The organism is Devosia marina, from assembly GCF_009758415.1.
Lineage (GTDB): Bacteria > Pseudomonadota > Alphaproteobacteria > Rhizobiales > Devosiaceae > Devosia > Devosia marina.
Genome location: NZ_WQRF01000001.1, coordinates 629,125 through 656,090, shown reverse-complemented (window position 1 = coordinate 656,090; position 26,966 = coordinate 629,125). Strand labels below are relative to the sequence as shown.

24 protein-coding genes and 3 tRNA genes are annotated in these 26,966 nt (G+C 60.0%); 14 read left to right on the top strand and 13 right to left on the bottom strand.

Annotated elements, in window-relative coordinates; all coding sequences use genetic code 11:
• Positions 1-344: 344 nt before the first annotated feature.
• The 3 genes from GO014_RS19335 to GO014_RS03015 form a co-directional block, all read right to left on the bottom strand.
• On the bottom strand, positions 345-1,136 hold the full coding sequence (locus tag GO014_RS19335; RefSeq protein ID WP_157289071.1) for a DUF2497 domain-containing protein: 792 nt from the start codon (positions 1,134-1,136) through the stop codon (positions 345-347).
• Between the two features lie 185 nt (positions 1,137-1,321).
• Positions 1,322-2,686: a TolC family outer membrane protein gene (locus GO014_RS03020; protein WP_157289070.1), complete on the bottom strand. Its 1,365-nt coding sequence runs from the start codon at positions 2,684-2,686 to the stop codon at positions 1,322-1,324.
• Positions 2,687-2,812: 126 nt separating this feature from the next.
• Entirely contained in the window at positions 2,813-3,466 is a 654-nt protein-coding gene (locus GO014_RS03015) for a protein-L-isoaspartate O-methyltransferase family protein (protein ID WP_157289069.1), read from the bottom strand.
• A gap of 720 nt (positions 3,467-4,186) precedes the next feature.
• Here GO014_RS03015 and GO014_RS03005 point away from each other — a divergent pair.
• The 10 genes from GO014_RS03005 (at position 4,187) to GO014_RS02960 (ending at position 13,041) form a co-directional block, all read left to right on the top strand.
• Positions 4,187-4,260: transfer RNA gene (locus GO014_RS03005), tRNA-Cys, on the top strand.
• 94 nt (positions 4,261-4,354) lie between these two features.
• Entirely contained in the window at positions 4,355-5,542 is a 1,188-nt protein-coding gene (locus GO014_RS03000) for a benzoate/H(+) symporter BenE family transporter (protein WP_246204360.1), read from the top strand.
• On the top strand, positions 5,539-6,153 hold the full coding sequence (gene mobA / locus GO014_RS02995; RefSeq protein WP_157289068.1) for a molybdenum cofactor guanylyltransferase: 615 nt from the start codon (positions 5,539-5,541) through the stop codon (positions 6,151-6,153). Before GO014_RS03000 ends, mobA begins: the two co-directional genes overlap by 4 nt.
• 96 nt (positions 6,154-6,249) lie before the next feature.
• A tRNA-Asn gene (locus GO014_RS02990) sits at positions 6,250-6,325 on the top strand.
• A 99-nt stretch (positions 6,326-6,424) separates the two neighbouring features.
• Positions 6,425-7,645: an MFS transporter gene (locus GO014_RS02985; protein ID WP_157289067.1), complete on the top strand. Its 1,221-nt coding sequence runs from the start codon at positions 6,425-6,427 to the stop codon at positions 7,643-7,645.
• Positions 7,642-8,094: an SRPBCC family protein gene (locus tag GO014_RS02980; RefSeq protein ID WP_157289066.1), complete on the top strand. Its 453-nt coding sequence runs from the start codon at positions 7,642-7,644 to the stop codon at positions 8,092-8,094. Before GO014_RS02985 ends, GO014_RS02980 begins: the two co-directional genes overlap by 4 nt.
• Positions 8,095-8,147: 53 nt before the next feature.
• Entirely contained in the window at positions 8,148-9,563 is a 1,416-nt protein-coding gene (locus GO014_RS02975) for a cryptochrome/photolyase family protein (RefSeq protein WP_343030734.1), read from the top strand.
• Between the two features lie 157 nt (positions 9,564-9,720).
• Positions 9,721-10,770, top strand: coding sequence for a cysteine synthase A (locus tag GO014_RS02970; RefSeq protein WP_157289064.1), 1,050 nt, complete (start codon positions 9,721-9,723; stop codon positions 10,768-10,770).
• Between the two features lie 95 nt (positions 10,771-10,865).
• On the top strand, positions 10,866-12,317 hold the full coding sequence (gene cls / locus GO014_RS02965) for a cardiolipin synthase (RefSeq protein ID WP_246204358.1): 1,452 nt from the start codon (positions 10,866-10,868) through the stop codon (positions 12,315-12,317).
• 10 nt (positions 12,318-12,327) lie between these two features.
• Positions 12,328-13,041: an alanyl-tRNA editing protein gene (locus GO014_RS02960; protein WP_157289063.1), complete on the top strand. Its 714-nt coding sequence runs from the start codon at positions 12,328-12,330 to the stop codon at positions 13,039-13,041.
• 14 nt (positions 13,042-13,055) lie between these two features.
• Here GO014_RS02960 and GO014_RS02955 read toward each other — a convergent pair whose 3' ends face one another.
• The 5 genes from GO014_RS02955 to GO014_RS02935 form a co-directional block, all read right to left on the bottom strand.
• Positions 13,056-14,081, bottom strand: coding sequence for a transporter substrate-binding domain-containing protein (locus GO014_RS02955; RefSeq protein ID WP_157289062.1), 1,026 nt, complete (start codon positions 14,079-14,081; stop codon positions 13,056-13,058).
• Positions 14,082-14,188: 107 nt separating this feature from the next.
• Positions 14,189-14,992, bottom strand: a complete 804-nt coding sequence (locus GO014_RS02950) for an amino acid ABC transporter ATP-binding protein (protein WP_157289061.1) — start codon at positions 14,990-14,992, stop codon at positions 14,189-14,191.
• A gap of 5 nt (positions 14,993-14,997) precedes the next feature.
• Positions 14,998-16,134 carry an amino acid ABC transporter permease gene (locus tag GO014_RS02945; RefSeq protein ID WP_157289060.1) on the bottom strand — a complete coding sequence of 379 codons (1,137 nt, stop codon included), beginning with the start codon at positions 16,132-16,134 and terminating at the stop codon, positions 14,998-15,000.
• A 10-nt stretch (positions 16,135-16,144) separates the two neighbouring features.
• Positions 16,145-17,680 carry an amino acid ABC transporter permease gene (locus GO014_RS02940; RefSeq protein WP_157289059.1) on the bottom strand — a complete coding sequence of 512 codons (1,536 nt, stop codon included), beginning with the start codon at positions 17,678-17,680 and terminating at the stop codon, positions 16,145-16,147.
• Between the two features lie 175 nt (positions 17,681-17,855).
• Positions 17,856-18,872 (bottom strand): amino acid ABC transporter substrate-binding protein, encoded by a 1,017-nt coding sequence (locus GO014_RS02935; protein ID WP_157289058.1) that lies wholly within the window; start codon positions 18,870-18,872, stop codon positions 17,856-17,858.
• A 220-nt stretch (positions 18,873-19,092) separates the two neighbouring features.
• Between GO014_RS02935 and metC the strand changes: the two genes are divergently transcribed.
• Positions 19,093-20,280 (top strand): cystathionine beta-lyase, encoded by a 1,188-nt coding sequence (gene metC / locus GO014_RS02930; RefSeq protein WP_157289057.1) that lies wholly within the window; start codon positions 19,093-19,095, stop codon positions 20,278-20,280.
• Here metC and GO014_RS02925 read toward each other — a convergent pair.
• The gene (locus GO014_RS02925; RefSeq protein ID WP_157289056.1) at positions 20,262-20,999 is read right to left on the bottom strand and encodes a phosphatase PAP2 family protein; all 738 of its coding nucleotides are present in this window, start codon (positions 20,997-20,999) and stop codon (positions 20,262-20,264) included. The two genes, metC and GO014_RS02925, sit on opposite strands and share 19 nt — an antisense overlap.
• Positions 21,000-21,103: 104 nt before the next feature.
• Here GO014_RS02925 and GO014_RS02920 point away from each other — a divergent pair.
• The 3 genes from GO014_RS02920 to GO014_RS02910 all read left to right on the top strand — a co-directional run bounded on the left by GO014_RS02920 (position 21,104) and on the right by GO014_RS02910 (position 22,483).
• A tRNA-Pro gene (locus GO014_RS02920) sits at positions 21,104-21,180 on the top strand.
• A gap of 27 nt (positions 21,181-21,207) precedes the next feature.
• Positions 21,208-21,513, top strand: coding sequence for an ETC complex I subunit (locus tag GO014_RS02915; protein ID WP_116590191.1), 306 nt, complete (start codon positions 21,208-21,210; stop codon positions 21,511-21,513).
• A 103-nt stretch (positions 21,514-21,616) separates the two neighbouring features.
• A complete protein-coding gene (locus GO014_RS02910; protein WP_157289055.1) occupies positions 21,617-22,483 on the top strand; it encodes a TraB/GumN family protein in 867 nt (288 codons plus the stop codon).
• A gap of 52 nt (positions 22,484-22,535) precedes the next feature.
• Here the strand turns inward: GO014_RS02910 and GO014_RS02905 are convergent, their stop codons facing one another.
• The 4 genes from GO014_RS02905 to GO014_RS02890 all read right to left on the bottom strand — a co-directional run bounded on the left by GO014_RS02905 (position 22,536) and on the right by GO014_RS02890 (position 26,836).
• Positions 22,536-23,687, bottom strand: coding sequence for a Gfo/Idh/MocA family protein (locus GO014_RS02905; protein WP_157289054.1), 1,152 nt, complete (start codon positions 23,685-23,687; stop codon positions 22,536-22,538).
• Between the two features lie 23 nt (positions 23,688-23,710).
• Complete coding sequence (locus GO014_RS02900; protein ID WP_157289053.1) at positions 23,711-24,769, bottom strand: sugar phosphate isomerase/epimerase family protein; 1,059 nt, start codon at positions 24,767-24,769, stop codon at positions 23,711-23,713.
• A gap of 171 nt (positions 24,770-24,940) precedes the next feature.
• The gene (locus tag GO014_RS02895; protein WP_157289052.1) at positions 24,941-26,083 is read right to left on the bottom strand and encodes a Gfo/Idh/MocA family protein; all 1,143 of its coding nucleotides are present in this window, start codon (positions 26,081-26,083) and stop codon (positions 24,941-24,943) included.
• Positions 26,084-26,086: 3 nt separating this feature from the next.
• On the bottom strand, positions 26,087-26,836 hold the full coding sequence (locus GO014_RS02890) for a sugar phosphate isomerase/epimerase family protein (RefSeq protein WP_157289051.1): 750 nt from the start codon (positions 26,834-26,836) through the stop codon (positions 26,087-26,089).
• Between the last annotated feature and the right edge of the window lie 130 nt (positions 26,837-26,966).

Genomic DNA, 26,966 nt, shown 5'->3' with positions numbered 1-26,966 from the left:
GCGACGGCGTTCCGTTCCCATACCCGCTATCGCCCATGGCGCCAGGATCAGCCATGAAAGACGCCGCCAAGCCAGGAACGATAATTGCGGGGCTGATCGCAGCAACGGCAATAGCTGCGGGCGCACGGACCATGGCAGGCGACACGGCCGCAGAAATCAGAGCCAATAGCGAGCGCCTTATCTGCATGCAAAAACGAGTTGGCTACGAGCTTGGCGCAGCGTCGACTGCAGATGCAACTAAACGCGATCAACAGGCGCTTGCGGGACTTGGACTTACAGCGGCGGCTCGACAGCCTGCCGCGGCCACCGACAAACATGGTCCAATCGACGAAAGGCCTCTAGGGTCACTCGCCGCGGGAGACGCGGGCGATTTCCTTTTCCACCATGCGCTCGACAACCGCTGGCAGGTTCTCGTCGAGCCACTCCTTGAGCATGGGGCGCAGCATGTCGCGCATCATCGCTTCGATGGTCAAGCCAGGATTGCCAATGCCAAGGGCGCTCAACTTGCCAATAGAGCCGCGGACTGCAGCACGCGTCGCAGGCTCGAGCAATTGATCGGCCATATCGGTAGTCAAAGTCGGATCCGGCAGGGACTCAGCCTGGGCAACAGGCTCTTCGATGACAGGCTCTGGCTCCGGCGCAGCCTCAAGCTCAGGATCAAAAGCCGGCTCCGGCTCGGGCTCGGGCTCGGGCTGGACTGCGGGCTCCGGCGCAGACTTGGCGGCGGGGGCCGGCGGATCGGCCGGCAGCTCACGCGCGGGCGCCGGCTCAAAGCTGGGCAAGTCGTCTTCGGCGTCGAAGGTCACATCCTCGGCTTCGACCAGTCTGGGCGCCTCGGTCTCAGCGCTCTCCGTGTCCGCCAGGATGGAATCGAAGCTGAAGCCATCAGCATCTTCGCCCTCTTCAATGATCTGGGAAGGCGACAAAGCCAGGGGTTCGATGTCGTCCAGCATATCGCTTAGATCGCGATCATCCTGATCCCCTAACGGTTTCGCGGGCGCCGCCTGCATGGGGGGCGGTGCAGATTGCGCGGAGGGACGGCGCGGTGCACCAGCGGCATCATCATCGGCAATGATCTGTCGGATGGACGACAAAATCTCGTCCATGGACGGTTCTTTATGTGCCGGCTTGTTCATCAGTGCCTCTTACTCATGCGCCCGACCGGGTCGACGTCCGCAGCCGACAACCCTGATTCGTAAGCATTAGCTTAACCATTTGGAGTCGACTTAGGAATCATCCCAAGGCTGTAAGTGATGGTCTTCCACGAAAAGTTGAGGCCGGGACATGCCCGGCCATAAGATCTTGCAGTGCCTTGGGCGATCTATTCGACGACCGTCCGCAATTCCTGCCAGACATCCTCGACCGCCTGAGTGTAGGGCACGGCCGTCTTGATCCGGACCGGCAACCCGAGGTCGCGCGCTGTCAGGCGCCCCATGGCGCTCAGCAGGGAGAAGGTCGCCACGGTCTTGCCGTTGGACGCATTGATCAGTGCTTCACGTGCGCTGGTCAGATCGGCTTGGGCGTTGAGCACGTCGAGCGTGGTTGCGGTACCCAGGTCACGCTCCTGAATGACACCATCGAGCACGGTGTTGCTGGAGGTGACCGCAGCCTGCGCCGCACTGATCTGCGCGTCAGCACTCTGGATGCCGGTCCAGGCAGAGATCACGGCCTCCCTGATCTGGTCATAGACACCCATGGCGTCCACTTCCGACTTGATTTGATTGAGATTGGCCTGGCGCACGCCAGAGCCGATAGCGCCACCCGCATAGATGGGAATGTTGATCTGGAAGCCAAGCGACCCGCGAATGCCGTCCTGTGCGCCGCCGGAGGGGCCCGTCCAGCTCGTGCCAACAGAACCGGTCACCGTCGCGGTCGGGCCAAAGGCGGCTTTCGCCGCGTCGCTGCTGGCCTGGGCCGCGCGAATGCTGGCCTTTGACAGCAGAATGGCCGGATGGCCGATTTCGGCCTCCGAAATGGCGGCGTCGATCGAGCGCGGAATGAGATTGGCATAGTCATGGCTGGTTGAGAGACCTTGCGGGCGCTGACCGACCAGACGCTGGAAGGTGGCTTCGCTTGTCTGCAGGGTGCTTAATGCGGCCTGATAGGCGGCCTGGCCCTGGGCAAGTCGAGCCTCCGCCTGCGCTACATCAATGCGGGTGCCTTCGCCGACATCGAGGCGGTCCTGCGCCGACTGCAACTGCGCCTGGAAGAAGCTGATGTTCTCCTGACGCAGGGACAGCAAGTCCCGGCCGCTCAGCACCGACATATAGGCTTGCACCACCTGGAGCAGAACATTCTGCTCGGTATTGCGGATCTGAAACTCGGCCACTTCGGCCGCGGCCCGGGCCGCTTCCACACGGGCGGCGGTACGATTGTTGTCGTAGATGGTCTGGTTGTACGAAAGGCCTGTCGAAAGCGATTGCCCACTGGTCCAGTTGCCGCCAACAAGGCTAGCACTCTGGCTGCCGCTGATCGAAGCGCCAATGGTGGGAAGGGCGCCCGCCTTTGCCTGAACGATGCCTTCAGACGAGGCTTTGGCGCTGAGCAAGGCAGATTGCAGGTCCGGTGCGTGATCATAGGCGGCGGCCAGCGCCTGGCTGATTGATTGCGCGTGCGCAGCGCCCAGCGATGCGCCGGTCAGCAGAAGCGCACAGGCAGTCGTCCGCAAAAAACCAAGACTATTCATAAACCCGTCTCCTGACCCATTCACCCATACGCGTAGCAAATGGGGTTCACAACCGACTCGGGCCAACCCTACCAAACATTAATTGCATCTTCATGCCCGTGCGTGACCCGATAGCAACAAAACGCGTCAAAAGACGAACTCTTCCGGAACATCGTTCGACAGTATTGGGGGCAGCATGGCGTTGAAATGCGTCCCTGAGATCACACCGTCTGCTTGCCGAATCCATACCGTTGCTACCCCCGTGCGACCGGCGCCGATCACCGCCACAAGCCGTCCACCCGGCGCCAGTCTTTGCAGATAGGTATCCTGAACATTACCTATCGCCCCTTCGAAGAGCATGGCGTCGTAAGGGCCTGCATCCAGAGCTTCGTGCTCCTGGGTGAGAACCGAGGCGTTCGCCACGCCGATCCGACTCAGATTGTGGACCGCAATCCTTGCCAGGTCTTTATCAGGTTCATAGGCGACAACCGAGGCGGCGATTTTACTCAGAACGGCCGACGAGTATCCCGTGCCGCAGGCGACATCGAGAACACGGTCAGCCGGATCGATGGCGGCCAGTTGAGCGATGCGGGCAAACTCAACCGGCGAGGCCAGCTTCCGTCCATGGCCAATGTCGTGCTGGGCATCACTATAGGCGAGCGCGGCGCGATGTTCGGGCACAAAGATTTCCCGAGGAACCGTCAACAACGCGGATAACAGGCGTGGCTCGACTACTGAACTCACGGCGACCTGGCCGTCGACCATAGCCTTGCGCGCCAATGAAAGATCGTTCCCGGCCATATCCGCCCCCCGCCTGCATATGCCGGACGTGAATATGCAAGGATGCTATCCGAGGCAAGTGTCTGCCGACTCGCGCGGCAATTTATTCGCTATCGGGCGCCGATTGGGCGTTAGCGGGTTTAGCTGGGCGCGGTTTGCCAGGATCGACAGGCTGATTGAGCCTGGTTCCGTCGGGGCGGCGGCCCAGATCATCTATATTGTCGTCCTTCTGCTGACCCGGTTCCGTTTTTTCGGGCGCGCTTTCGTTTTTCTGGTGGCTTTTCGTCATTTGCATTTCCCTCGTGGAATGGAGGGGCAACTGACATACAGGCCAAGCGTTCCATAAAAGCAGGCCTCAGGAACACTAGTTCAAGCATCGGCCCTATTCCCGTCGGCCGGAGGGGCTTGGCCGCTTGAACTGGTCGGTCAAAGCCAGGAGCACAACCATATGCAGGCGCTCCGGCGTAGTGGGGGGCTTGAGGCATTTGACTCGAGACGAGACGGTGTAGCGCGCGCCGTTTCGTTCCCCTGTCGCCGTGTAGACGAGGTACTTGCTCGCTTCGTCATAGTAGGACGCGGTGACCTTGAACTGCATAAACTGCCCGCCTGTCCCAACCGGCTAATTGGACACGCTTGAATAGTATGCACAGGCCGACCGCCGCCGTGCTGGCCAGAAAATTCACAGTGCAACACACAACCTATTGCATAAGCGATTATCGTCCAATAGGTACAGCGCCCAGAGGCCGCGTGGCGGAGTGGTTACGCAGCGGATTGCAAATCCGTGTACTCCGGTTCGATTCCGGACGCGGCCTCCATTTCCAAATATGACCAAAGCCAACCGAATCGCCCTGGGTGGTGCGAACCTTTGCAAGCGGGTAGTTTCCGCGCGACCAATTCCCAGGAACTGCCATGACCATCGGCGCGCCAACGATCACCCGGACAGATTATGCCCAACCGGTCATGGCCGGCGTATTGGCGGCAATTGTCGGCTATGCCAGCACCTTCACGCTCATTCTTGCAGCCCTCACGGCAGCTGGCGCTTCGCCACAGCAAGCTGGCTCCGGGTTGTTCTCGATCTGTATCGCCATCGGCATTCTCAATATCGTCGTGGCCTGGCGCATCCGCATTCCGGTGAGCTTTGCCTGGAGTACGCCCGGAGCGGCCTTTTTGCTGACCGTCGGCGAGCCGGTCGGTGGCTTCCCGGCCGTGGCCGGAGCGTTTCTAGTGTGTGCGGCTCTTGTTGTCCTGACAGGGCTCATCAAGCCGCTGGCCCAGGTCATTGCCGCGATTCCCGCGGCGATCGCCAACGCCATGCTGGCGGGGATGCTGCTGACGCTTTGCCTTGCGCCACTAAACGCGGTTGCCGAGATGCCCTGGCAAGCCCTGCCCGTCATAGTCGTCTGGGCCGTTAGCCTGCGTTTTGCACGGCGCTATGCGGTGCCGTTGGCGGTCGTCGCGGCTGGCATAATTCTGGCGACCACAACTCAGTTGCCTGAAGGGACATTCGGCAATGCCTGGCCGGCGCTGGTGCCGGTAATGCCCAGTTTCACCATCGACGCCATCGTGCGCATCGCCCTGCCGCTCTATGTCGTCACCATGGCATCGCAGAACCTGCCTGGCCTGGCCGTAATGCGCGCCAATGGATACGCGCTTCGCCCGTCGCCGCTCTTCACCCTGACCGGGGTCGCCAGTGCGGCAACGGCGGTTTTTGGCGGGGTGACCAGCAATCTGGCGGCGATCACTGCTGCAATATGCGCGGGCCCGGAGGCGCATCATGACCCTGACAGGCGTTGGCCGGCCCCGGTCGCGGCCGGTTTCACCTATCTCGTGCTTGGTCTTGCTGCCAGCCTAGCCGCAGCATTCATCGCCGCTGTGCCGCCGCTGCTGATTCAGGCCGTGGCCGGGCTGGCGCTGTTTTCCAGCCTGGCTGCCGCACTGGCGGGAGCTCTGGCCGTTGAGGAGGTGCGTCTGCCCGCAATCCTGACCTTCGTGACAACCGCATCGGGGATAACTGTTGCCGGAGTCGGGGCACCGTTCTGGGGATTGGTTGGCGGAATCCTTTTGCTGCTCCTGCTCCGTCAAAGGCAGACCCATTGAATACCCAATTCCTCATTCTGGCCGGCGGCAGCGGGAGCCGACTGGGTCAGGTTCGCAAGGCAGAAATCCGCCTAGGCGGATCGTCCCTGCTGGAAAGGGTCGCCAATCGGTTACGCATTGAGCGAAGCACACTTTTCATCTCCACGGGTGCTGGCCTGCCAATGCCCAGTGCAATTGGCACTGCCCTGCCCGACCTCGACACACCGCTTGGAGGCCCCTTGGCCGGCATCGTCGCGGCGGCGGCGCATTTGCGCCATCATGCACCAGGGGACAGTGTGCTGCTCTCGGTTGCAGTCGACACACCGTTTCTACCCGAGGACTTTGCTGCTCGGTTGCTGGCGGCGCTAGAGCACGGGGCACGGGCAGCCAAGGCGTGCTGGCGGGGCAATGCCTATCCAACCAACGCGGCCTGGCGGCTGGCCGACCTGCAGGACCTGCCTGAGCAAGCGGCGGCAGGGACGGTTGCACAAAGTCCCAGGGCGCTTCTGGCGCAATTGGGCGCTGTCTCTGTCGATTGGGAGACGACGCACGCCTGCGATCCCTTCGCAAATCTCAACACCATTTCCGACCTGCTAGCCCTCTCTCACCGCGTGCAGGGTTCATCAGACTGACAAGATATTCACATGAGATGAGATTTGGGGCTTGGCAAACCGGATCGGTTTGGTTACACGGACCTCGCTTCGCCAAGACGGCGTTGCAAAAAGTGTTCCGCGATAGCTCAGTTGGTAGAGCAAGCGACTGTTAATCGCTGGGTCGTAGGTTCGAGTCCTACTCGCGGAGCCATTTCTTCCCCTAATTCGACTGAATAGTGTGTCCGGGCGATTGCTCTTGCCGTGCTAGAGGCGTAGGACGGCAGCGTTTTCGACTGTCCAGCGATTTCCCATGACCACCATTACCGCGGCCCCCGCGCCCGACGCGCAGCGCGCTGCCCTGTCCATTATTCTTGCCGTCAGCGGCGCCCATTTCCTCAATGACCTGCTGCAGTTTCTGCTTCCGGCGCTTTATCCCTTGCTCAAGGAAAATTACGGCCTGAGCTACCTGCAGATCGGCCTACTGACGCTCGGGCAGCAAATTACTGCCTGCCTGCTGCAACCGGCCTTCGGACTGTCGGGCGACCTCAAGCCCAAGCCCTATTGGCTGGCCTTGTCGATGGTGATCGTGGCTGCAGGCGTTGCCATGCTGGCGGCGGCCAGCGGGTTCTGGCTGCTGTTCTTTGCCGCAGTGGTCCTCGGTACCGGCTCAGCACTTTTCCACCCCGAAGCATCGCGTGTGGCGCGCATGGCGTCAGGCGGGCGGCTGGGCTTTGCCCAGTCGCTGTTTCAGGTCGGTGGCAATGCGGGAACCGCCCTTGGCCCCCTGGCCGCTGCGTTGATCCTGCTGCCAATGGGCCAGAGTAGCGTCTTCTGGTTCCTGATCGTTGCGGCGCTCGGCCTGCTACTGATGACCCATGTGGGCCGCTGGTTTGTCGACCATCAGCGGCAATTGGCGTTGCGACCGACAATCCCAGTCAGTAAGCCGGCGCTGTCGCGCCAGCGCCTGACCGTCGCCTTCGTGGTGATCGGGGCCTTGCTGCTCAGCAAATTCATCTACATCGAGGGCCTGAAGAGCTATTACGCCTTCTTCCTGATCGAGAAGTTCGCCCTCTCCGCCCAGGAGGCGCAATTCTTTCTCTTCGCATTTTTGGGCTCGGTAGCGGCGGGCACATTTATTGGCGGTCCCGTGGGTGACCGCTATGGCCGGCTGACGGTGATCTGGGTGTCCATATTGGGCGCCCTTCCATTCACGCTGGCCCTGCCCTATCTCGACCTATTCTGGACCTGCGCCATGAGCATCATGGTGGGCCTTATTCTCTCATCGGCCTTTTCGGCGATGGTGGTCTATGCCCAAGAACTGGTACCGGGCAAAGTCGGGATGGTTGCGGGTTTTGTCTTTGGCTTCGCCTTTGGCATCGGCGCGCTGGGCGCTGCAGTCATGGGAGCCCTAGCGGATTGGATCGGCATGATCGCCGTGTTCCAGATTTGCGCCTTCCTGCCGGCACTTGGTATTCTGACCGTATTGCTACCCAAGACAGCCGAACTGCATCCGGAAAGGAAACAAGCATGAGCAATGGCATGGAAGCCGACAGCGAAAGCCAGATCACGCTGACCCGTACCATTGCAGCGCATGTCTCCGACGTGTTCGCAGCCTGGACAGACCCGGCCCTGATTGAGCAGTGGGAGGCCGATGAGGCCGAATTCGACGCATTCGAAGGCGGACAATACCGTTTCGTGACCTTTGCCGAGGATGAAGGCGAGGAGGACCATGAAGTCAGCGGCGAGGTGCTGACCTATGTAGAGGACGAGCGGCTCGTCCTCTCCTGGATCCACAAGGACGAGGACGAAGAAAGTGAGTTGATCTTCGTCCTCGACATCGTGTTCAAGGCGATAGCGGACGACAGCACCAGCATCACGCTGACCGAGCGCGGCCTGCCGCACGCAGACGCGCAGACGCGCATCTTTTCGATGGAAGCCTGGAGCGCCGCACTTGAGGAACTGGCTGAATTGATGGAATAGCACTGAACCGGATCGGCGTTGTGGGCGTATTGCCCAAGACAAAGAGGTTCGATGTGTCCACCGTTTTGGTCTGGCTGCGCAATGATCTGCGCCTTTCCGACAACCCCGCCCTGGATGCAGCACGGCGCTCTGGCGAGCGCGTGGTTGCGCTTTACGTGCACGAATCCGACGAGGCAATCCGCGCGCCTGGCGGTGCGGCACGGTGGTGGTTGCATCGGAGCCTGACGGCTTTGGGCGAGGACCTCGCCGACAAGGGTATCGCGCTGCGGGTCGAGAACGGTCGTGCCGCCGAGGTCGTTGAGCGGATTCGGAGTGACGACGAGGCGGGCGCGGTGCATTGGAACCGGCGCTATGCGCCCGGGCAGAGAGAGGTCGACGCGGCTGTCAAGGCCGGTCTGCGCAAGCAGGGCGTGGACGTCAGGTCGCACGCCGGGAATGTATTGCTGGAGCCCTGGGAGATCGTGACTGGGCAAGGCAAACCCTATTCGGTTTTCACGCCGTTCTGGAAGGCACTCAAGGAGCGCGATATTGCCCGCCCCCTGCCCCAGTCTGCGAAGGGAAAAAACGTCACCGCAGGCCAGATCGACAGCGACTACAGGCAGCCCGAATGGGCCGGAAAGCTCACACAATATTGGGACATTGGAGAAGCGGCGGCACAAGAACGGCTTGAGCAATTTCTCGAGGAATGCGTCGAGGACTATCCCAAGGGGCGGGACTATCCGGCGCGGGCGGTCACCTCACACCTCTCAGCGCATCTCCGATTTGGCGAGATCAGCCCGAGGCAGATCTGGCACACGGCATGGGCCTTTGCTCACGCCCATCCAGATAGCACGTCTGCGGTCGAGAAGTTCCTGTCCGAATTGGCATGGCGGGATTTCAGCTATCACCAGCTTTATCACCGCGACGACATTGCCAACAAACCGATGCAGGCCAAGTATGGCGACCTGAAATGGCGCCACGCGCCGGAGCAACTCAAAGCCTGGAAGACCGGACAGACTGGCATCCCAATCATCGACGCCGGGATGCGCGAACTATGGGAAACCGGCTATATGCACAACCGGGTGCGCATGTTGGTTGCCTCGTTCCTGACCAAGAACCTTCTTATCGACTGGCGCGAGGGCGAGCACTGGTTCTGGGATTGCCTAGTTGATGCCGATGATGCGAACAATCCGGCGAGTTGGCAGTGGGTGGCTGGCAGCGGCCTGGATGCCGCCCCCTATTTTCGCATTTTCAATCCGGTAACCCAAGGTGAACGGTTCGACCCGGATGGCGACTATGTGCGACGCTGGGTGCCAGAGGTGACAGCATTGCCCGACAAGTTCATCCATGACCCGAGCCAGGCGCCCGAAGGGGTGCTGGAGAAGGCCGGCATTGTGCTGGACGAAACCTATCCGCGCGCCATCGTGGATCTCAAGGAGACCCGCCGACGTGCGCTCGATGCCTTTGGGGCGCTATCCGCCGAGGCATGACCCGCGCAAATCTATGCTCCAATGGTCGTGTGCTGAGACCGGGCCTTGCGTATCATGGGAACTCAAGGAAAAGCGCTGCCGAATCCTGCGCTTGGCGCTTGCCGCGCCATGATCGCCACCCTACGATAAGTCTCTGTTCCTCCCAGAAAATAGAGTCATGGCCAAGCACGAAGACCTTATCTCCGCCATCGGCAATACGCCGCTGATCCGCCTCAATCGCGTCTCCACGCTGACGGGGTGCGAAATCTGGGGCAAGGCGGAGTTTCTGAACCCCGGCCAGTCGGTCAAGGATCGCGCGGCGTTGTTCATCATCCATGACGCGGTCAAGTCGGGTAAACTCAAGCCCGGCGGCACCATCGTGGAGGGCACGGCCGGCAATACGGGCATTGGCCTGACATTGGTGGCCAATTCGCTCGGCTTTAAATCGGTGATCGTCATTCCCGAAACGCAAAGCCAGGAGAAAAAGGACGCATTGCGCCTATATGGCGCCGAGCTGCTTGAGGTTCCGGCCAAACCCTATCGCAATTCCAACAACTACATCAAAGTGTCTGGACGCCTGGCCGAAAAGCTTAATGCGGAATTGCCAAACGGGGCGGTCTGGGCCAATCAGTTCGACAATGTCTCCAACCGCCGGGCTCACGTGGAAACCACGGGACCGGAAATCTGGCAGCAGACCAATGGCCGAATCGACGGCTTCATCTGCGCGGTGGGTTCTGGCGGCACGCTGGCCGGGGTGGCAGAAGCGCTGCGCGCGCGCAATCCTGACGTCAAGATTGGGCTGGCGGATCCCGAAGGGGCAGCGCTCTATGAGTACTATGCCCATGGCGAACTGAAATCATCGGGCGGGTCGATCACAGAAGGCATCGGCCAGGGGCGCATCACGGCAAATCTGGAGGGCCTCAAGGTCGATATGCCCTACCAGATATCAGACGCAGAAGCCCTGCCCTATATCTACGACCTGCTTGAACATGAGGGCCTGTGCCTGGGCGGTTCGAGCGCCATCAATATTGCTGGGGCCGTGCGCATGGCGCGCGATCTCGGGCCGGGCAACACTATTGTGACAGTGCTGTGCGACTACGGTAACCGCTATGCCAGCAAGATCTTCAATCCGGCATTCCTGCGCGACAAAAACCTGCCGGTTCCGGCCTGGATGGAAGAGCGTACACCCATCGACATTTCGAGCGTGATGGAGCCCGACCCAGCATAGTTTGTCACCGGCAAGACAGCGAACTTTCCGCAAGACACATTGCTGCCAACGGCTTGCCTGATAAGCTGCCAATCCATTCTAGCGAGTAGGCACGTTTGTTCGGCATAGACGACATACTCCGCGCCATCGTGGCGGACATGCATCTGGTGGCGCTGATCATGGGCGCCGTGTATCTTCTGGCCTTCGTGTGTGCGGTGCGGGAAATTCTGAACTCGCGCACCTCGCAGGGCTCGATTGCCTGGCTGCTGTCGCTGATGCTGCTGCCGATTCCGACAGTCTTCTTGTATCTGATCTTCGGCTGGAAGTTTTTCGACGACTACGCAACCGACCGCATGCAGAACGGCCGCGCAAACAGGCCGCTACGGGCCCGTGACCTTGCGCTGATCGACGGAGACACAGACGCCAAATGGCCGGTGCAGGTGCAGGTTTCAGAATTGCCGTTTCTCAAGGGCAATGATGTGGAGCTGCTGGTGGATGGGCAAGCAACATTTGATTCGATATTTGCCGGGATCGAGGCGGCCAATGAGTATCTTCTGGTCCAGTTCTACATAGTGCGGGACGACAGGCTCGGGCAGGAACTGGCCGAGCGGCTGATCGCCAAGGCAAAAGCCGGCGTCGCGGTCTATATGCTCTACGATGACATCGGCAGCACCGGCATGCCCAAGCGTTTTCGGCAAGAACTGCGAGACGCCGGCATCAAGGTCTCGAGCTTCAATCAGCGCCACAAGTTCCTGCGGCTGTTCGGTGCGACGCGGATCAATTATCGCAACCACCGCAAGATCGTTGTGGCCGATGGTCACCATGCCTGGGTGGGCGGGCACAATGTCGGCGTGGAATATCTTGGTGAAGACCCCAAGGTCGGCCATTGGCGCGATACTCATGTGCGCGTGTCGGGGCCGGCAGCGCTGGGCTGCGCCCTGCTGTTCCGCGAGGACTGGGAATGGGCCACGGGCGAGCGGCTGCCCAACCGCCCCCCCTCAGAGCTGAAAAGTTATGGCGATCAGTCCGTATTGGTGATGGGCAGCGGACCGGCGGACAAGCTCGAAGAATGCGCCATTGCCTTTACCGATCTGATCGGGCGCGCCCGAAAGCGGCTGTGGATCGTCAGTCCCTATTTCGTGCCGGACACAGATATTCGGACAGCATTGTTCGCGGCCCGACTACGAGGGGTCGATGTGCGGATCATGCTACCGGACAATCCGGACCATGCCCTGGTGTGGCTGGCCAGCATGGCGCATGCAGATGCCATGGTGCAGCATGACATTGCCGTCTATCGCTACACAGATGGATTCCTCCATCAGAAGGTGGTGCTGATGGACGAGGAAATGGCTACCGTGGGCAGCGTCAATTTCGACAACCGCTCCTTTGCCATAAATTTTGAGATCACCTTGTGGTTTACCGACGCCGAAACCATTGCCGGGGTCGATGCCATGTTGGCAAGGGACTTCGAATCCTGCCGCCGTGTCGGACTCTCAGAGGTAAACAGTCGCCTCTGGGCACTCCGCCTGGCCACGCAGGCCGCTCGCCTCTTGTCCCCCGTCTTATGAGGCTTTGTTGATGACCGAATTCCTGTTTCGCGACGACAGCTATCTGCAATCGACTTCTGCCCAGGTGGTGGAGGTCACGTCCGATGGCGGTGTCATTCTGGATCGGACGGTGTTTTACGCGACATCGGGCGGGCAACCCGGCGACAGCGGCCAGATCACACGAAGCGATGGCAGCCGGGTCGAAATTGCGACCGCTGTGCATCCCGATGGGGACAAAACCTGCATTGTGCATGTGATGGCCGACGGTTCGGCGCCCCCCCAGACCGGCGAGACGGTTTCCGTGGAGATTAATTGGGATCGCCGCTATCGCCTGATGCGCATGCATACGGCCTTGCATCTGTTGTCCGTCGTCTTTCCATTCCCGGTGACCGGCGGCTCGATTGGCGAAGACAAGGGGCGGCTGGATTTTGACATGCCGGAGGTGCCAGCTGATCTTGCGGCACTTGAGGCCCAGCTCAATTCCATGATTGAAGCCGATCACGCCGTCACTTCAGAGTGGATCAGTGATGCGGAGATGGCTGAGCAAACGGACCTGATCAAAACAATGAAGGTCAAGCCTCCCATGGGCCAGGGCAAGGTGCGGCTGGTGCGGATCGGAGACGTTGATTTGCAGCCCTGCGGAGGCACCCATGTGGCAGGCACGGCCGAAATTGGACGATTGGCGCTGGGAAAGATCGAGAAAAAGGGCAAGCAGAACCGGCGCGTCAGCCTGCTATTTGCCTGAGAAGCGACCTAACGTCAGCGAATGGGCGGCGCGTAGAGCAGGCCGCCATTGGCCCAGAGTGCGTTCTGGCCGCGTAGCATTGCCGCACCAGTCTGCGGTCCGAAATGACGGTCGTAAAGCTCGGAATAATTGCCAACTGCCCGAATGGCATCGGCCATGAAGGTTGGCCGCAGCTCCAGGGCGGCACCATAGTCGCCCTCAACGCCGAGTACCCGCCGGACGGCCGGAGTCCTGGCGGCCGACAGCGAGTCGATATTGAGGCTGGTCACCCCAACTTCCTCGGCCTCGATCAGGGCGAATATCGTCCAGCGCACAATCTGGAACCACTGATCGTCCTGATCGCGCACCACCGGTCCAAGGACTTCCTTGGAAATCCGTTCAGGCAGAATGCGATGCTGCGCGGGATCGGGCAGTTCGCGACGAATAGCCTGTAGCTGCCGCCCCGAGGCCGAAATTGCCTGACACAGCCCGCTGCGATAGGCCGTCGCCAGATCGGCGATCTCTTCATAGGCCACGGCGCGGTAGCCGGTCTGGTTGAGGAAGAAAAATTCATCGAGGGCGTCGATCTCGCCATAGCTGTCGGCCACGCAAATGCTGACATCGTCCAGCTCATAGGCGGACACGACACCCATGGCATTGGGCACGAGGAGTGCCTGACCGTCGAAGAAGGCCGGTGCTACATAGCGCGCGCCGTAGCGAATATCGCGTCCCATGGTCCAGGCACCGTTGCGCATGAACACATCCACCGCCCCGGTTTCGAGCGGGGCAAAGCGGGCTTCGCCCCGATAGGAGCGAAATTCGATCAGGTCGGGATTGCCAAAAATGGCCGCCGCCAGTGCACGGCACAGATCGACATCGAAGCCAGACCAACGGCCATCGATGTCCTGCTGGGAAAAGCCCGCAAGTGGATTGCTGGCGCCGCATATGAGAAAGCCCCGCTCCCGGACTGCCTCAAGGGTCTGTGCACCTGCGGGCGCGGAAAACACTGCAGCCGTCGCCATGGCGGTCAGAAACAGCAATGACTTGAACAACTTGCTCACCAGGATCGGCCTTCCACTTCCCGCTCAGCATATTGGACGGCACACCAGGGGGGTCAAGCCGCCCTCCGGCTCGACCCCCCGTTTTTTGGTCTCGAAAGCTTTGAGATCTAGTGCAGGATCTGGCTGAGGAACAGCTTGGTCCGCTCATGCTGCGGATTGGAGAAGAAGTTCTCCGGATCGTTCTGCTCGATGATCTGCCCCTGATCCATGAAGATCACCCTGTTGGCGACCTGACGTGCGAAGCCCATTTCGTGGGTCACGCAGATCATCGTCATGCCTTCTTCGGCCAAGCTGATCATCACCTCAAGCACTTCCTTGACCATTTCGGGGTCGAGTGCGGAGGTTGGTTCATCGAAGAGCATAATCTTGGGCTGCATGCACAGCGAGCGCGCGATGGCAACGCGTTGCTGCTGGCCACCGGAAAGCTGGCCGGGGAATTTGTTGGCCTGTTCCGGGATCTTGACCCGTTCCAGATAGTGCATCGCCGTTGCTTCGGCCTCGGCTTGTGGCGTGCCTCGCACCCAGATCGGTGCCAAGGTGAGGTTCTGCAGGATTGTCAGATGCGGGAACAGATTGAAATGCTGGAACACCATGCCGACCTCGCGTCGCACCTCGTCGATGCGCTTGAGGTCTGCAGTCAATTCTGTGCCGTTGACGATGATCTGTCCCTGCTGATGTTCTTCGAGACGGTTCATGCAGCGGATGAGCGTCGACTTGCCGGAGCCCGACGGACCGGCGACGACAATACGCTCACCCCTCATCACTTTGAGATCGATATCGCGCAACACATGGAAGTCGCCATACCATTTGTGCATGCCGACGACATCGATCGCCACATCGGTGTCGGACACCTTCATCTGGCTGGCATTGATGGCGCGCTCTTCGGCGCTGTTGGAGGAAATGTCGCTCATTGACGTTACCCTTTATGCCCGGTGTCCAGTCGCCGCTCCATCCAAATGGAGTAGCGGGACATGGCGAAACAGAAGACCCAGAAGACCATGCCGGCGAATAGATAGCCCGTTATGGCCTGGGTGGGAGATGACCAATCGATATCGGAACTGGCCGCCTGTACGGTGTTCAACAGGTCAAAAATACCGACGATAGACACCAGTGAGGTGTCCTTGAACAGCGCAATGAAGCTGTTGACGATGCCAGGAATTACATGTTTCAGAGCCTGGGGCAGGATGATGAACCACATGGACTTCCAGTAGCTTAATCCCAGTGACGAGGCCGCCTCATACTGCCCCCGCGGCAGGGCCTGCAGGCCTCCACGGACGACCTCGGCCAGATAGGCCGACGAGAACAGCGTCACACCGACGAGCGCACGCAGCAGTTTGTCGACCGTTGTGCCCTGCGGCATGAACAGCGGCAGCATCACCGACGCCATGAACAGCACCGTAATCAAGGGGACTGCGCGCCACAGCTCAATGAACATGATGCACAGCGTCTTTATGATCGGCAGTTTGGATTGCCGCCCAAGGGCCAGCAGGATGCCGATCGGGATCGAACAGATAATACCGACAAGCGAGATGATCAGGGTCACCAGCAGGCCACCCCACTGCTCGGTCGGCACAGGGCGCATGCCCAGGACACCGCCATTGAGCAGATAGAAGCAGATGACCGGGTAAACCACGAAGAACAGAATCGCATTGGTGCGCTTGAACGGCACCCGCGGGATTGCAAGCGGGACGATCAGCAAGGCGCCAAGGGCGAAGACCAGATTTGGCCGCCAATACTCTGCGGCAGGGTAGAAGCCGTAGATGAAGAAGGTCATGCGCGCCGAGATGTAGGCCCAGCATGCTCCAGCGGTTTCAACTCGACATTGCTCAACCGTGCCGCCGGGCGGCACGGCATCGCCCCCCAGGAAGTTGGGCATGACGAACCCGTAGATGGGCGGGATTGCCCAGATCAGCAGCACGATCGCCAAGATGGTCAGCAGACTATCGCTGGGCGTTGCGAAGAGGTTGCGGCGGGCCCAGGCGATCGGGCCGGCCGTGTTGACCGGCGCGGGGGCCGGATCAACCATTTGCTCTCGAACGAAGGAGAATGACATGCTGGACCTCCTAACGTTCCACAAGCGCGACACGCGCATTGTACCAGTTCATGAATGCCGACGTCGTTAGCGACAAGGTCAGATAGACCAGCATGGTGATGGCGATCACCTCGATGGCCTTGCCCGTCTGGTTGAGTGTGGTGCCCATAAAGACGTTGACCAGTTCAGGATAGCCGATGGCGGCACCAAGAGACGAGTTTTTGGTGAGGTTTAGATATTGGCTGGTGAGCGGCGGAATGATTACCCGCATGGCCTGCGGCACAACGACCAGACGCAGCCGGTCTCCTTCCCGCAATCCAAGCGAGGACGCCGCCTCGGTTTGCCCCTTGTTGACGGCCTGAATGCCGCTGCGCACGTTTTCAGCGATGAAGGCTGCCGTGTAGATGGTCAGCCCCAGGACCAAGGCGACCATTTCAGGGACAAGCTGCAGGCCGCCCGCGAAATTGAAGCGCTCCAGGACCGGGATCTCAAAGGCCAGGCTGGCGCCGGTCACCCAATAGACCAGTGCCGGCAAAGCGATGACGATGAGGACCGGCAAGGCCAAGGGCAGCTTGCCTTCGGTGGCCGCAGACCGCTGATCGGCGGACAGCATGGTCCAGGCTACGCCAAGCGCGACCAGCGCGGCGCCGAGAACAATCAGCCCTTCGCCAAGCCCGGCGAACATGCCACCAAGCAGGAAATTTGCCACTGCCCAGCCGATGGCGAACCCGATAAAGACCCGACCATAGCGGCCATAAGGGGAAAGGCCGATACCCGCAAGGACCAGTGCGCCGATCAACGGGAATACCGGACCCATGGACAGCGCCGGGACGACAGTTCCGAGCAGGCTGATGGCGAGATATCCGACCCCGAAGGTCACGATCAGACCGGCGATCCGGGACGCCCTAGAGACGACTACTGGATAGTGCCCCGTCTTGGTTCTGACACGCGTTGCCCAGACGACCATGGCAATGGCGGCCACGAGGGCCAGAACAGCCGTGACAGCGACCCAGAAGATTTCCGCATCAGGCAATGGACGCGGAATGATAATGCCGCGCTGGTTTACGAAAATGCTCAGCGGCAATTCGAAGGACTGGCGCACCGCAGGCATGGCCTTGAGCACGGCGAAATACCAGAAGAAAAGCTGCAGCAGCAGCGGGATATTGCGGATGACCTCGACATAAACAGTCGCACATCGGGCGATCAGCCAGTTTGAGGACAGACGCGCAACCCCGAGCACGAAGCCGAGCAGGGTCGCAAAGAAAATGCCGATTACTGCGACGAGCAAAGTATTGAGCAGGCCGACGACAAAGGCCTGCCAGTAATAGGAGGAGCGGTCGAACGGAATTAGGGTGAAGCTGATGCCAAAGCCAGAGGTCTCGAACAGGAAACCAAAGCCGGTCGACTTGTTCTGTGCGGCGAGATTCTGCGCTGTATTCAAAATGATCCAAGTCAGGAAGGCGATAACGAGGCCGGCCACTAACACCTGGTAGATGATGCCTCGAATTACCGGATCATTGTAGAAAGCTGTCCGCGGTGGTCCCGCGATATTGTCCTGGACGGCCATTGGGCGAAAGTCCCCTTAGCAGAGGGCAGCATGGCGTCAGCATGGCCTATTCCAGGGACGACTCGCCAACGCCTGACCGCCCCTGCGATCAGGTTGCCCCCGTCGGAATTCCAAGCTCTGCAACCTGCCCAATACGAACTGGCGCCCCATGAAGGGGCGCCAGCACTGTTTCGCCTTAGCGGATGGGCATGGAGTACTGCAGACCACCGTCGGTCCACAGTGCATTCAGGCCACGCTCAAGGCCAATGTCGGTCTCGGGACCAACATGCTTCGCATAGGATTCGCCGTAGTTACCGACATGCTTGATGATGCGGTAGGCCCAGTCGGCGGTAAGGCCGATCGGTGTACCGAAATCACCCTCCACGCCGAGCAGGCGCTTGATGGCCGGATTGTCGGAACCAAGCATTTCATCAACATTGGCCGAGGTCACGCCCAGCTCTTCAGCTTCGAGCAGCGCGTAGTAGGTCCAGCGGTTGATATAGAACCACTGCTCATCGCCCTGACGGACGGAGGGGCCAAGCGGCTCCTTGGAGATGATTTCCGGCAGAATGGCATAATCGTCCGGATTGCCGAACTTGGAGCGCTCAGCAGCCAAAGCCGAGGAATCCGTGGTGTAGACGTCGCAACGGCCATCTTCGAAGGCCTTCACCACTTCGTCCTGGTCGGTGAACACGACAGGCTGGTAGTCCATGCCGTTGGTTTCGAAGTAGTCAGCGGCGTTGAGCTCGGTGGTGGTGCCGGACTCGATGCAGATGGCCGCACCGGACAGATCCAGAGCGGACGCAATGCCGTCAGCCTTGCGGACCATGAAGCCCTGACCATCGTAGTACATCGTGCCTGCGAACATAATGCCCAGATCGGTATCGCGGCTCATGGTCCAGGTGGTCGTGCGCGACAGAATGTCGATTTCACCGGCGGAGAGAGCGGCAAAGCGCTCCTGGGATGTTAGCGGTGTGTAGCGGACGGCTTCTGCGTCATCAAAGATGGCAGCAGCAACGGCACGGCAGAAGTCGACTTCAAGCCCGGACCAGTTGTTGTTGGCATCGGGGGCCGAGAAGCCTGGCACACCACCAGTGACACCGCACTGGATATAACCCTTGGCCTTTACGTCATCGAGAGTAGCGGCTTGAGCTGCCGTCGCGCCGAGCCCCAGCGAGGCCGCGATTGCAATCGATACGAGCGCTTTTTGCATTTGCATTTTTGCCTTTTGTTTCCTGACCCTGTGTTTTCGAGGCCGACCAATGTTCCCGCGGCCCCGAGAGCACCACCGCTTTGAGTGCGGTTTGGATGCTGCTAAGCATGCAACCTTCTATTGTCCCTAACGTCAAGGGCCGATGGCACGTTGAGTCAGCAAGTCTGTCTCTTTTTTAGCCAGCCGCGTGACGTGAACCGTTTTTGAGCATTACCGAACCATGTCCGATAAATCCCCCGAAAAGTCCGGCAACCATTCGATCGAAACCATCCTGACCCATAGTGGACGGAATCCGGACAATCAGTTCGGCTTCGTCAATACCCCAGTCTATCGCGGCTCAACAGTTCTGTTCAAAACTCTGGCAGATCTCGACGTCCAGTCACAGGCCTATCTCTACGGGCGGGCCGGCAACCCGACCACCGAATCGGTCGAGCACGTAATTACAGAGCTCGAAGGCGCGTATCGTACCAAGCTGGTACCCTCGGGACTGGCCGCCATAACCATTGCGCTGATGGCTTGCCTCAAATCGGGTGACGATATCCTGATCACCGATAGCGCTTACGAGCCGGGCCGCAAGTTTGCAGCCGGTTTCCTTGAGCGAATGGGGGTCAGCGTTCGCTTCTACGACCCCAGGATCGGCTCAGGCCTTGCTGACTTGATGCGTCCGAATACCCGCGCCGTGCTGGCCGAAAGCCCCGGTTCCCTGACCTTCGAAATCCAGGATATCCCTGCCCTGGCTGCGGTCGCTCATGCCGGCGGTGCCCGACTGATCGTGGACAATAGTTGGGCGAGCCCGCTCTATTGCCAGCCCCTGTCCCTGGGAGCCGACATAGTCGTGCATGCGGCCACAAAGATGTTTGTTGGGCATTCAGATGCCTTCGCCGGAACGATCTCGACGACCCGGGAAGCCTGGGAAGACGTGGAGCGCGTTCGCACGCTATTGGGCTTCTTCACCTCGGGAGACGAGGCGTTCCTTGTTGCGCGGGGCCTGCGCACCCTCGCCATCCGGATGAAGGAACATCAGCAACGCGCCCTCGAAATTGCCCGATGGCTGGAGACGCAGGACGAGGTCGCAAGAGTGTTGCACCCCGGCCTGCCCAGTCATCCCGACCACGCGCTGTGGCAGCGGGACTTCTCCGGGTCGGGCAGCCTGTTCGGTTTCGTGTTGAAACCGGCCCCAAGGGCCGCTGTGGCCGCTTTTGTTGACCACATGCAGATCTTCTCCATGGGCTATTCCTGGGGTGGCTACGAAAGCCTCTGCCTGCCGGTATCGATCACCAAGGCCCGGACCGTGGTGCCGTGGACCGAAGAGGGCCAGCTTTTCCGGGTGCATATAGGCTTGGAAGGAGTCGAGGATATCAAGGCAGATCTGAGCGCCGCGCTCGAGCGCTATGCGCGATCGCGATGAATAAGTTGCAGCACCCCGTCCAGCGGCTTCAAAGTGATCCGGCCATCGGATGACTGGCTGAAGAGCCAGTTCTTGCTCGCAAAGAAGTTTCGGACGAGATAGGCGCCCAGCATGCCAACGATCAAGCCGGCAAAAACGTCGGTGGGATAGTGCGCACCCACCGGCACACGGGAGAGGGCCACGATCACGCCGATAACAAAGAGAACCGTAAACAGGCGCGGATAGATGAATCCGACCACAAAAGCCGTGGCTATCGCCGTAGTTGAATGTCCGCTTGGAAAGCTTTGAAACGTCCAGTCATTCATGAAGTTCTGGAACGAGAAGGCTCCAACGCTATCGAACTCTTCAGGCCTGCCGCGGCCAATAAGTCGCTTTAGGATAGTGGTGATGAGTCCCGGCACGCCGACACCGAGAAACACAAACGCGGAAACGGTGGCCAACTCCCCGGTGGCCCGACGCCAGACTCCCCGCAAGGGGAACATCGCGAGCCGCAGCAGAATCATCAGTGTCAGGCTGGGAATGAGAATCCAGTCCGACAGACCATAGTCGGTAATGAAGAAAAATGGTGCACGCCATGTGTCCGGCCACTCGATGGCGCCGCGGGATGAAAGGACGTCTATACTGGCCAGCAGACCCATAATGGCAACCATGGCGACCAGAAAGAGCGGCCACGTCTTGCGGTCTAGGCCGAGAGGCCAAGGTTTTTGGAGATCGATCATGGCTTTCTTGTCCACTGTCCCACAATGCTTCGTCAAGCATGTGAGCAGCGTCTCATGTGGCCTTGCCCTTTGCCTCCGAACACGGTATCGGAAAGCCGCGACGTCGGAGTGTAGCTCAGCCTGGTAGAGCACCGGTTTTGGGAACCGGGGGTCCAAAGTTCGAATCTTTGTACTCCGACCATTCGCCCGCATCGGTTGAGGACTTTGCATGACCGCCCGAATCTACCGCCCCGCCCGCAACGCCATGCAGTCTGGCAAGGGCAAATCCAAGCAATGGATTCTGGTCCACGAAGCCACCACGCCGCGCAGTATCGATCCGCTGATGGGCTATACCAGCAGTTCCGACATGAACCAGCAGGTTCGTCTGTCGTTCGAAACGCTGGAAGAGGCCGAAGCCTACGCCAAACGCAATGGTATCCCCTATTCGGTCCAGCCAGCCCATGAGCCTACTCCGAAGCGCGTGAGCTATCCCGATAATTTCCGGTCCGACCGCAAGACGCCCTGGACCCACTGAGCCCGCTGTTCAGATCTTGATTCGCTTTCGCGCCGCAAGAGATTGCGGCGCTTTGCTTTTTGGCGATAGCATTGCAGGGCCATTTCTCGTTTGTGGGTCCTTCATGCTGTTCCGCCTGCTGCTGACTTTGCCATTTATGCTCCTGGCGTCGGCCGGCCCGGCTCAAGCCGCCCCTGCCCTATGGCAGGTCAGCGATGAGGACAGCTCCATCTGGTTGTTTGGGTCTGTCCACCTGCTCAGGGCGGATACCAATTGGCGCAGCCCGGAGCTGGACAAGGTGCTGTCGAAGGCTGAGCGCGTCTATTTCGAGACAGATCTCAGCGTGGAGGCACAGATGGCTATGATGCCGCTGTCGTTCGAGCTGGGCTTCAACCGCGATGGCAGGCTCCTCAGCGACATCATAGGGGCAGAGCTTACTGATCGCGTGCGGGACGCTGCTGGCAGGTATGCCATACCAATGGCGACGCTGCTGACAATGAAGCCCTGGATGGCTGCTACGACCCTATCAACCGGACCATTGCTGGAGTCGGGTTATGAAGCCGCACATGGCGTCGAAGCCGTGCTTGCGGCAGAGCTCAACGAACACCGGCTGGGGTTTCTAGAAACGCCCGAGCAACAGCTCAACTTTCTCGCTGGTGGGAGCCTCGAAGAACAGATCGCCATGCTCGAAGGGACGTTGGATACGCTGGACGTCATGCAGTCCGATATCGACGAGATGGTGCGGGCCTGGTCCGAAGGCCAGCCCGAGCAATTGGGCGAGCTCTTCATGGCGCAAATGGGCAGCTTTGACCAGGGCATGGTTGAGCGCCTGATCGACTTGCGGAACGCCGATTGGGTCCAGCAGATCGAGGACATGCTGGGGCGCAATGAAAGCGCGCTGCTGGTGGTGGGCGCGGCGCATTTGGCTGGCGACGCCAGCGTGGTCAGGCTGCTGGAGGCGCGTGGATTTTATAGCGAGCGCCTGCAATAAAAAAGGCCGGCAGCGGAAGCTGCCGGCCAGATCTTCTAGCTGGCGGTGACAATCAGACGTCCGCGAAGCGGGTCCACTTGCTGTCGTCTTGGCTGGATTTCACCGACGCGGTAATGAACTGCATGCCTTCGATACCGTCCGCCATGGTGGGCAGCAGGCTCTCGAATTCAGCACCTTCACCACGGATAACCGCAGCAAACTGGCTATAGAGCGTCGCGAAGGCCTCAAGATAGCCTTCCGGATGGCCGGCAGGAATACGCACATTCATCGAGGCAGCCGGGGGCACGGAAATAGAGCCGCCGCGGGTCAGCAATTGCCGCGGCTTACCGAATTCGGTGAACCACATGTAGTTCGGGTTTTCCTGGCTCCATTCGAGACCGCCCTTGTCACCATAAATGCGAAGCTGCAGGCCGTTCTCCTTGCCAACCGCAACCTGGCTGGCCCAGAGCATGCCTTTGGCTCCACCCTCGAAGCGCAGCATGATGTGGACGTTGTCGTCCAACTGGCGGCCCGGCACGAACGCGGTCAGATCAGCCGAGACGGCTTCCGTCTTCAGGCCGGTGACAAAGCGAAGCAGATTGTAGGCATGGGTGCCGATATCGCCGATACAGCCACCAGCGCCGGAGCGCGCCGGATCAGTGCGCCAGGCGGCCTGCTTGTTGTCTTCGTCAGCCGGTTCGGTGAGCCAGTCCTGAGCATATTCGGCCTGAACGACGCGAATATTGCCCAACGCCCCCGAGGCAACCAGTTCACGCGCCTGACGGATCAGCGGATAGCCGGTGTAGTTGTGCGTCAGCAGAAACTTGGCACCATTCGCCGGCTTGATGTCAGCCAGCTTGCGAGCGTCGTCCAGGCTCGAGGTGATCGGCTTGTCGCAAATGACGTGGATGCCCGCCTCCAGAAATGCCTTGGTCGGGCCAAAATGCATGTGGTTTGGAGTCACGATGGACACCGCCTGGATCCCATCGGGGCGGGTGGACTCAGCCTTGGCCATCTCCTCATAAGAGGTGTAGATTCGATCCCCGGCCAGGCCGAGGTTCTTGCCAGACTCCTTGGCTACGTCCGGCCGCGACGACAGCGCGCCGGCAACCAGTTCGAAATCGCCATCTATGCGGGATGCTATGCGGTGGACCTGGCCGATAAAGGCCCCCGTACCGCCTCCGACCATACCCAGACGAATTGGCTTTGCACCATTTTCAGCCATTTTTCTCTCCCTGCTCCGCTGGCTTACGACAAGCCGAGCATCTTGCGATTGGCGGCCTGATCGGTACCGCCGCTGGCAAAATCGTCAAAAGCTTTTTCGGTGACACGAATGATATAGCTCTGGATCAGCTCAGCGCCTTCGCGCGCACCATCTTCCGGATGCTTGAGGGCGCATTCCCATTCGAGCACCGCCCAACCCTTAAAATTGTTGGCGGCCATTTTGGAGAAGATTGCCGGGAAATCGACCTGGCCATCGCCAATGGAGCGGAAGCGCCCTGCCCGATCCACCCAGGACTGGAAGCCGCCATAAACGCCCTGGCGACCGGTCGGGTTGAACTCGGCATCCTTCACGTGGAAGGCCCTGATGCGATCCTTGTAGATGTCGATGTAGTCGAGATAGTCGAGCTGCTGCAGCACAAAATGGCTCGGATCATAGAGCAGATTGGCGCGCGGGTGATTGTTCACGCGCTCGAGGAACATTTCGTAGGAAACGCCATCGTGCAGGTCCTCGCCAGGGTGGACTTCGTAGCAGACATCGACACCTGCATCATCGAAGGCATTGAGGATCGGCGTCCAGCGGCGAGCCAATTCGTCAAAAGCTTCCTCGACCAGGCCGGCCGGACGTTGCGGCCACGGATAGAGATAAGGCCAGGCCAGAGCGCCCGAGAAAGTAGCGTGGCCCGTCAGGCCGAGGTTTTGCGAAGCCTTGGCGGCGTGGAGCATTGTCTGCACCGCCCATTCCTGGCGGGCCTTGGGATTGCCGTGCACGGCGGCAGGCGCAAAGCCGTCAAAGGCGGTATCATAGGCGGGATGCACGGCGACGAGCTGGCCCTGCAGATGGGTCGAAAGCTCGGTGATCTCAAGGCCGTGGCTATTCACAATGCCCTTGATTTCTTCGGCATAAGTCTTTGAACTGGCGGCTTTTTCCAGATCGATGAAGCTCGACACCCAGGTCGGAATCTGCACGCCCTTATAGCCCAGGCCAGCGGCCCATTTGCAGATGTTGTCGAGATTGTCGAAGGGGGCGGCATCGCCCGCGAACTGCGCCAGGAAAATAGCCGGGCCCTTGATGGTGGTCGCCATGTGGTCTCTCCTCTTGTTGCCCCGCAAGCCGCGCGGATGGGGCCAGTCCTTTTACTTCTCTTTGCGGGTTTTGCGGCCCCGCATATATCATGGGCGGCGATCTCTCGCCGCCCTGACATGTTAGGTGATAGTTTTGACCCGTGTGCAACACCTGTCAATGAAGTACGTTCGTCAGGCCTTCAGCAGAGCTTGCGCTTCTGCAATGCCGAGTGCGCGCGGACGCTCGCAGGTGGTAGTCAGCGTGAGAACCTGACCAGTTTCACCGGCCTTGAGCAGACCTGTCATTACGTCGACCACGTGCAAGGCAACATCGAGGCCACAGCGGGCGGTCTCGCCATTCTCGATCGACAGCATCATGTCGGCCAGCCCGGCGCAACGGTAGTTGGCGCGCGGTGTGTCCTTCTCAAGGTCCTGGTTCGGCTTGCCAAACGGATGATCCCACGGCGTGACCGGGGTCCGCGTGCCTTCGATGCCCGTGGTGACCAGGTCACCGCCGAAGAAGTTCGGATCAGGCACGAAGATCGAGCCATCGGTGCCGTAGAGCTCGATATTGTGGTGGCCATGCGCCGCGACGTCCCAGCTCGCACCGATGGTGATGATCGCGCCAGAATGGAATTCGAGCACACCATGGATGGTCGTCGGGGTTCCAACCTTGATCATAGTGCCCTTGTAGGGACCATCGGCCGTCACTTCACGCTCAGCCCGGGCCATATTGGTGAAAGCCGAGAGGCGCTTCACCGGGCCGAGCAGATGCACGAGATTGGTGATGTAGTATGGACCAAGATCGAGGATCGGGCCACCGCCGGGCTGGAAGAAGAAGTCCGGATTGGGGTGCCAATGCTCCATGCCGCGGCTCATCACATGAGTCGTGCCGCTCATGATCTTGCCCAGCTTGCCCGAATCGATGATCTCGCGGGCCTGCTGGTGGGCTCCACCCAGGAAGGTGTCCGGAGCCGAACCAACCTTCAGACCGCGTTCGTCGGCCGCCTTCTTGAGGGCCAGACCCTCTTCGACAGTCAGCACGAAGGGTTTTTCCGAATAGGAATGTTTGCCGGCCGAAATTATGTCGTTGGACACCTGATAGTGGGTCGAGGGGATCGTCAGATTGACGATGACATCGAGCTCACTGTTCTTGAGCAACTCGTCCGGTGTCTGCGCTGCCACACCGAATTCGTCGGCCCGCAGCTTGGCGGCCTCAGGCCGGATATCGGCCACGGCGCGCACATCGAGCCCCTTGAACAGGGGCGCGAGGCGCAGATATGCGGCTGAGATGTTGCCGGCACCCATGATGCCGACGCCATAAGTCTTTGCCATGGATCAGACCCCGTAACTTTTGAGAGCGGCGGCAGTATTGCGTGCGAAGCGAATGGCATCGCTCGGCTTGTCGTGCTCAGCCACGAAATAACTTGCCTTGGTCTTGGCCTTGATCTGGTTGATGTAATTCGGCCAATCCAAGGTGCCAGTGCCGACGTCGGCCCAGCCATCTTCATCGGTCTTTTCACCGGCAGGCGCGATGTCCTTGACGTGAACCGCGGTGATGCGGCTGCCCAGCTTATCCATCCAGAAGATCGGATCTTCGTCGGCGCGGATGACCCAGGCCAAATCCATTTCCCACTGCGTGTCGGGAGAAGCCTCGAGAATAAGCTCGATCGGCGTCTTGTCGTTCGCGTCCCTGGTGAATTCCCAGTGGTGGTTGTGGTAGCCAAAGCCCTTGCCGGCAGCTTTGAAGGCTGTGGCAATCTTTGCCAGTCCCTCGGCAAATTCCTGCCAGTTTCCACCGCCAGTGCGGAAGGCTTCAGAGGGCGGCGCGGGGCAATAAACGGTCTGAATGCCGACCGTATCGGCAATCTTGAGTGCCGCGTCGGTGTTCTCGAGCTGGCCATAGCCCATATGGGCCGTCGGCATGGTGAGGCCTGCGTTTTTCAGGCTCTGGGCAAGAGCCGAAGGATCCTCGAACTGGCCGCCCCAGCCCTCGACCTGGGTATATCCCAGGCTGGAGAGAGTCTTGAGCGTATCGTCGAGAGACGCCTCGTTGCGGGCGCTATAAAGCTGGTACGAAAAGTCCATGATTGGCCTCGTCAGGATGTTTGAAACACGGTGTCGCGTCGAACCGGGAGATAGCCTGGCCAAGGGCTGGCGTCGCCTCGCCCGGACAGATCGACTGCCGCAAAAGTAAAGTGGATGCCGGAAGCCCGGC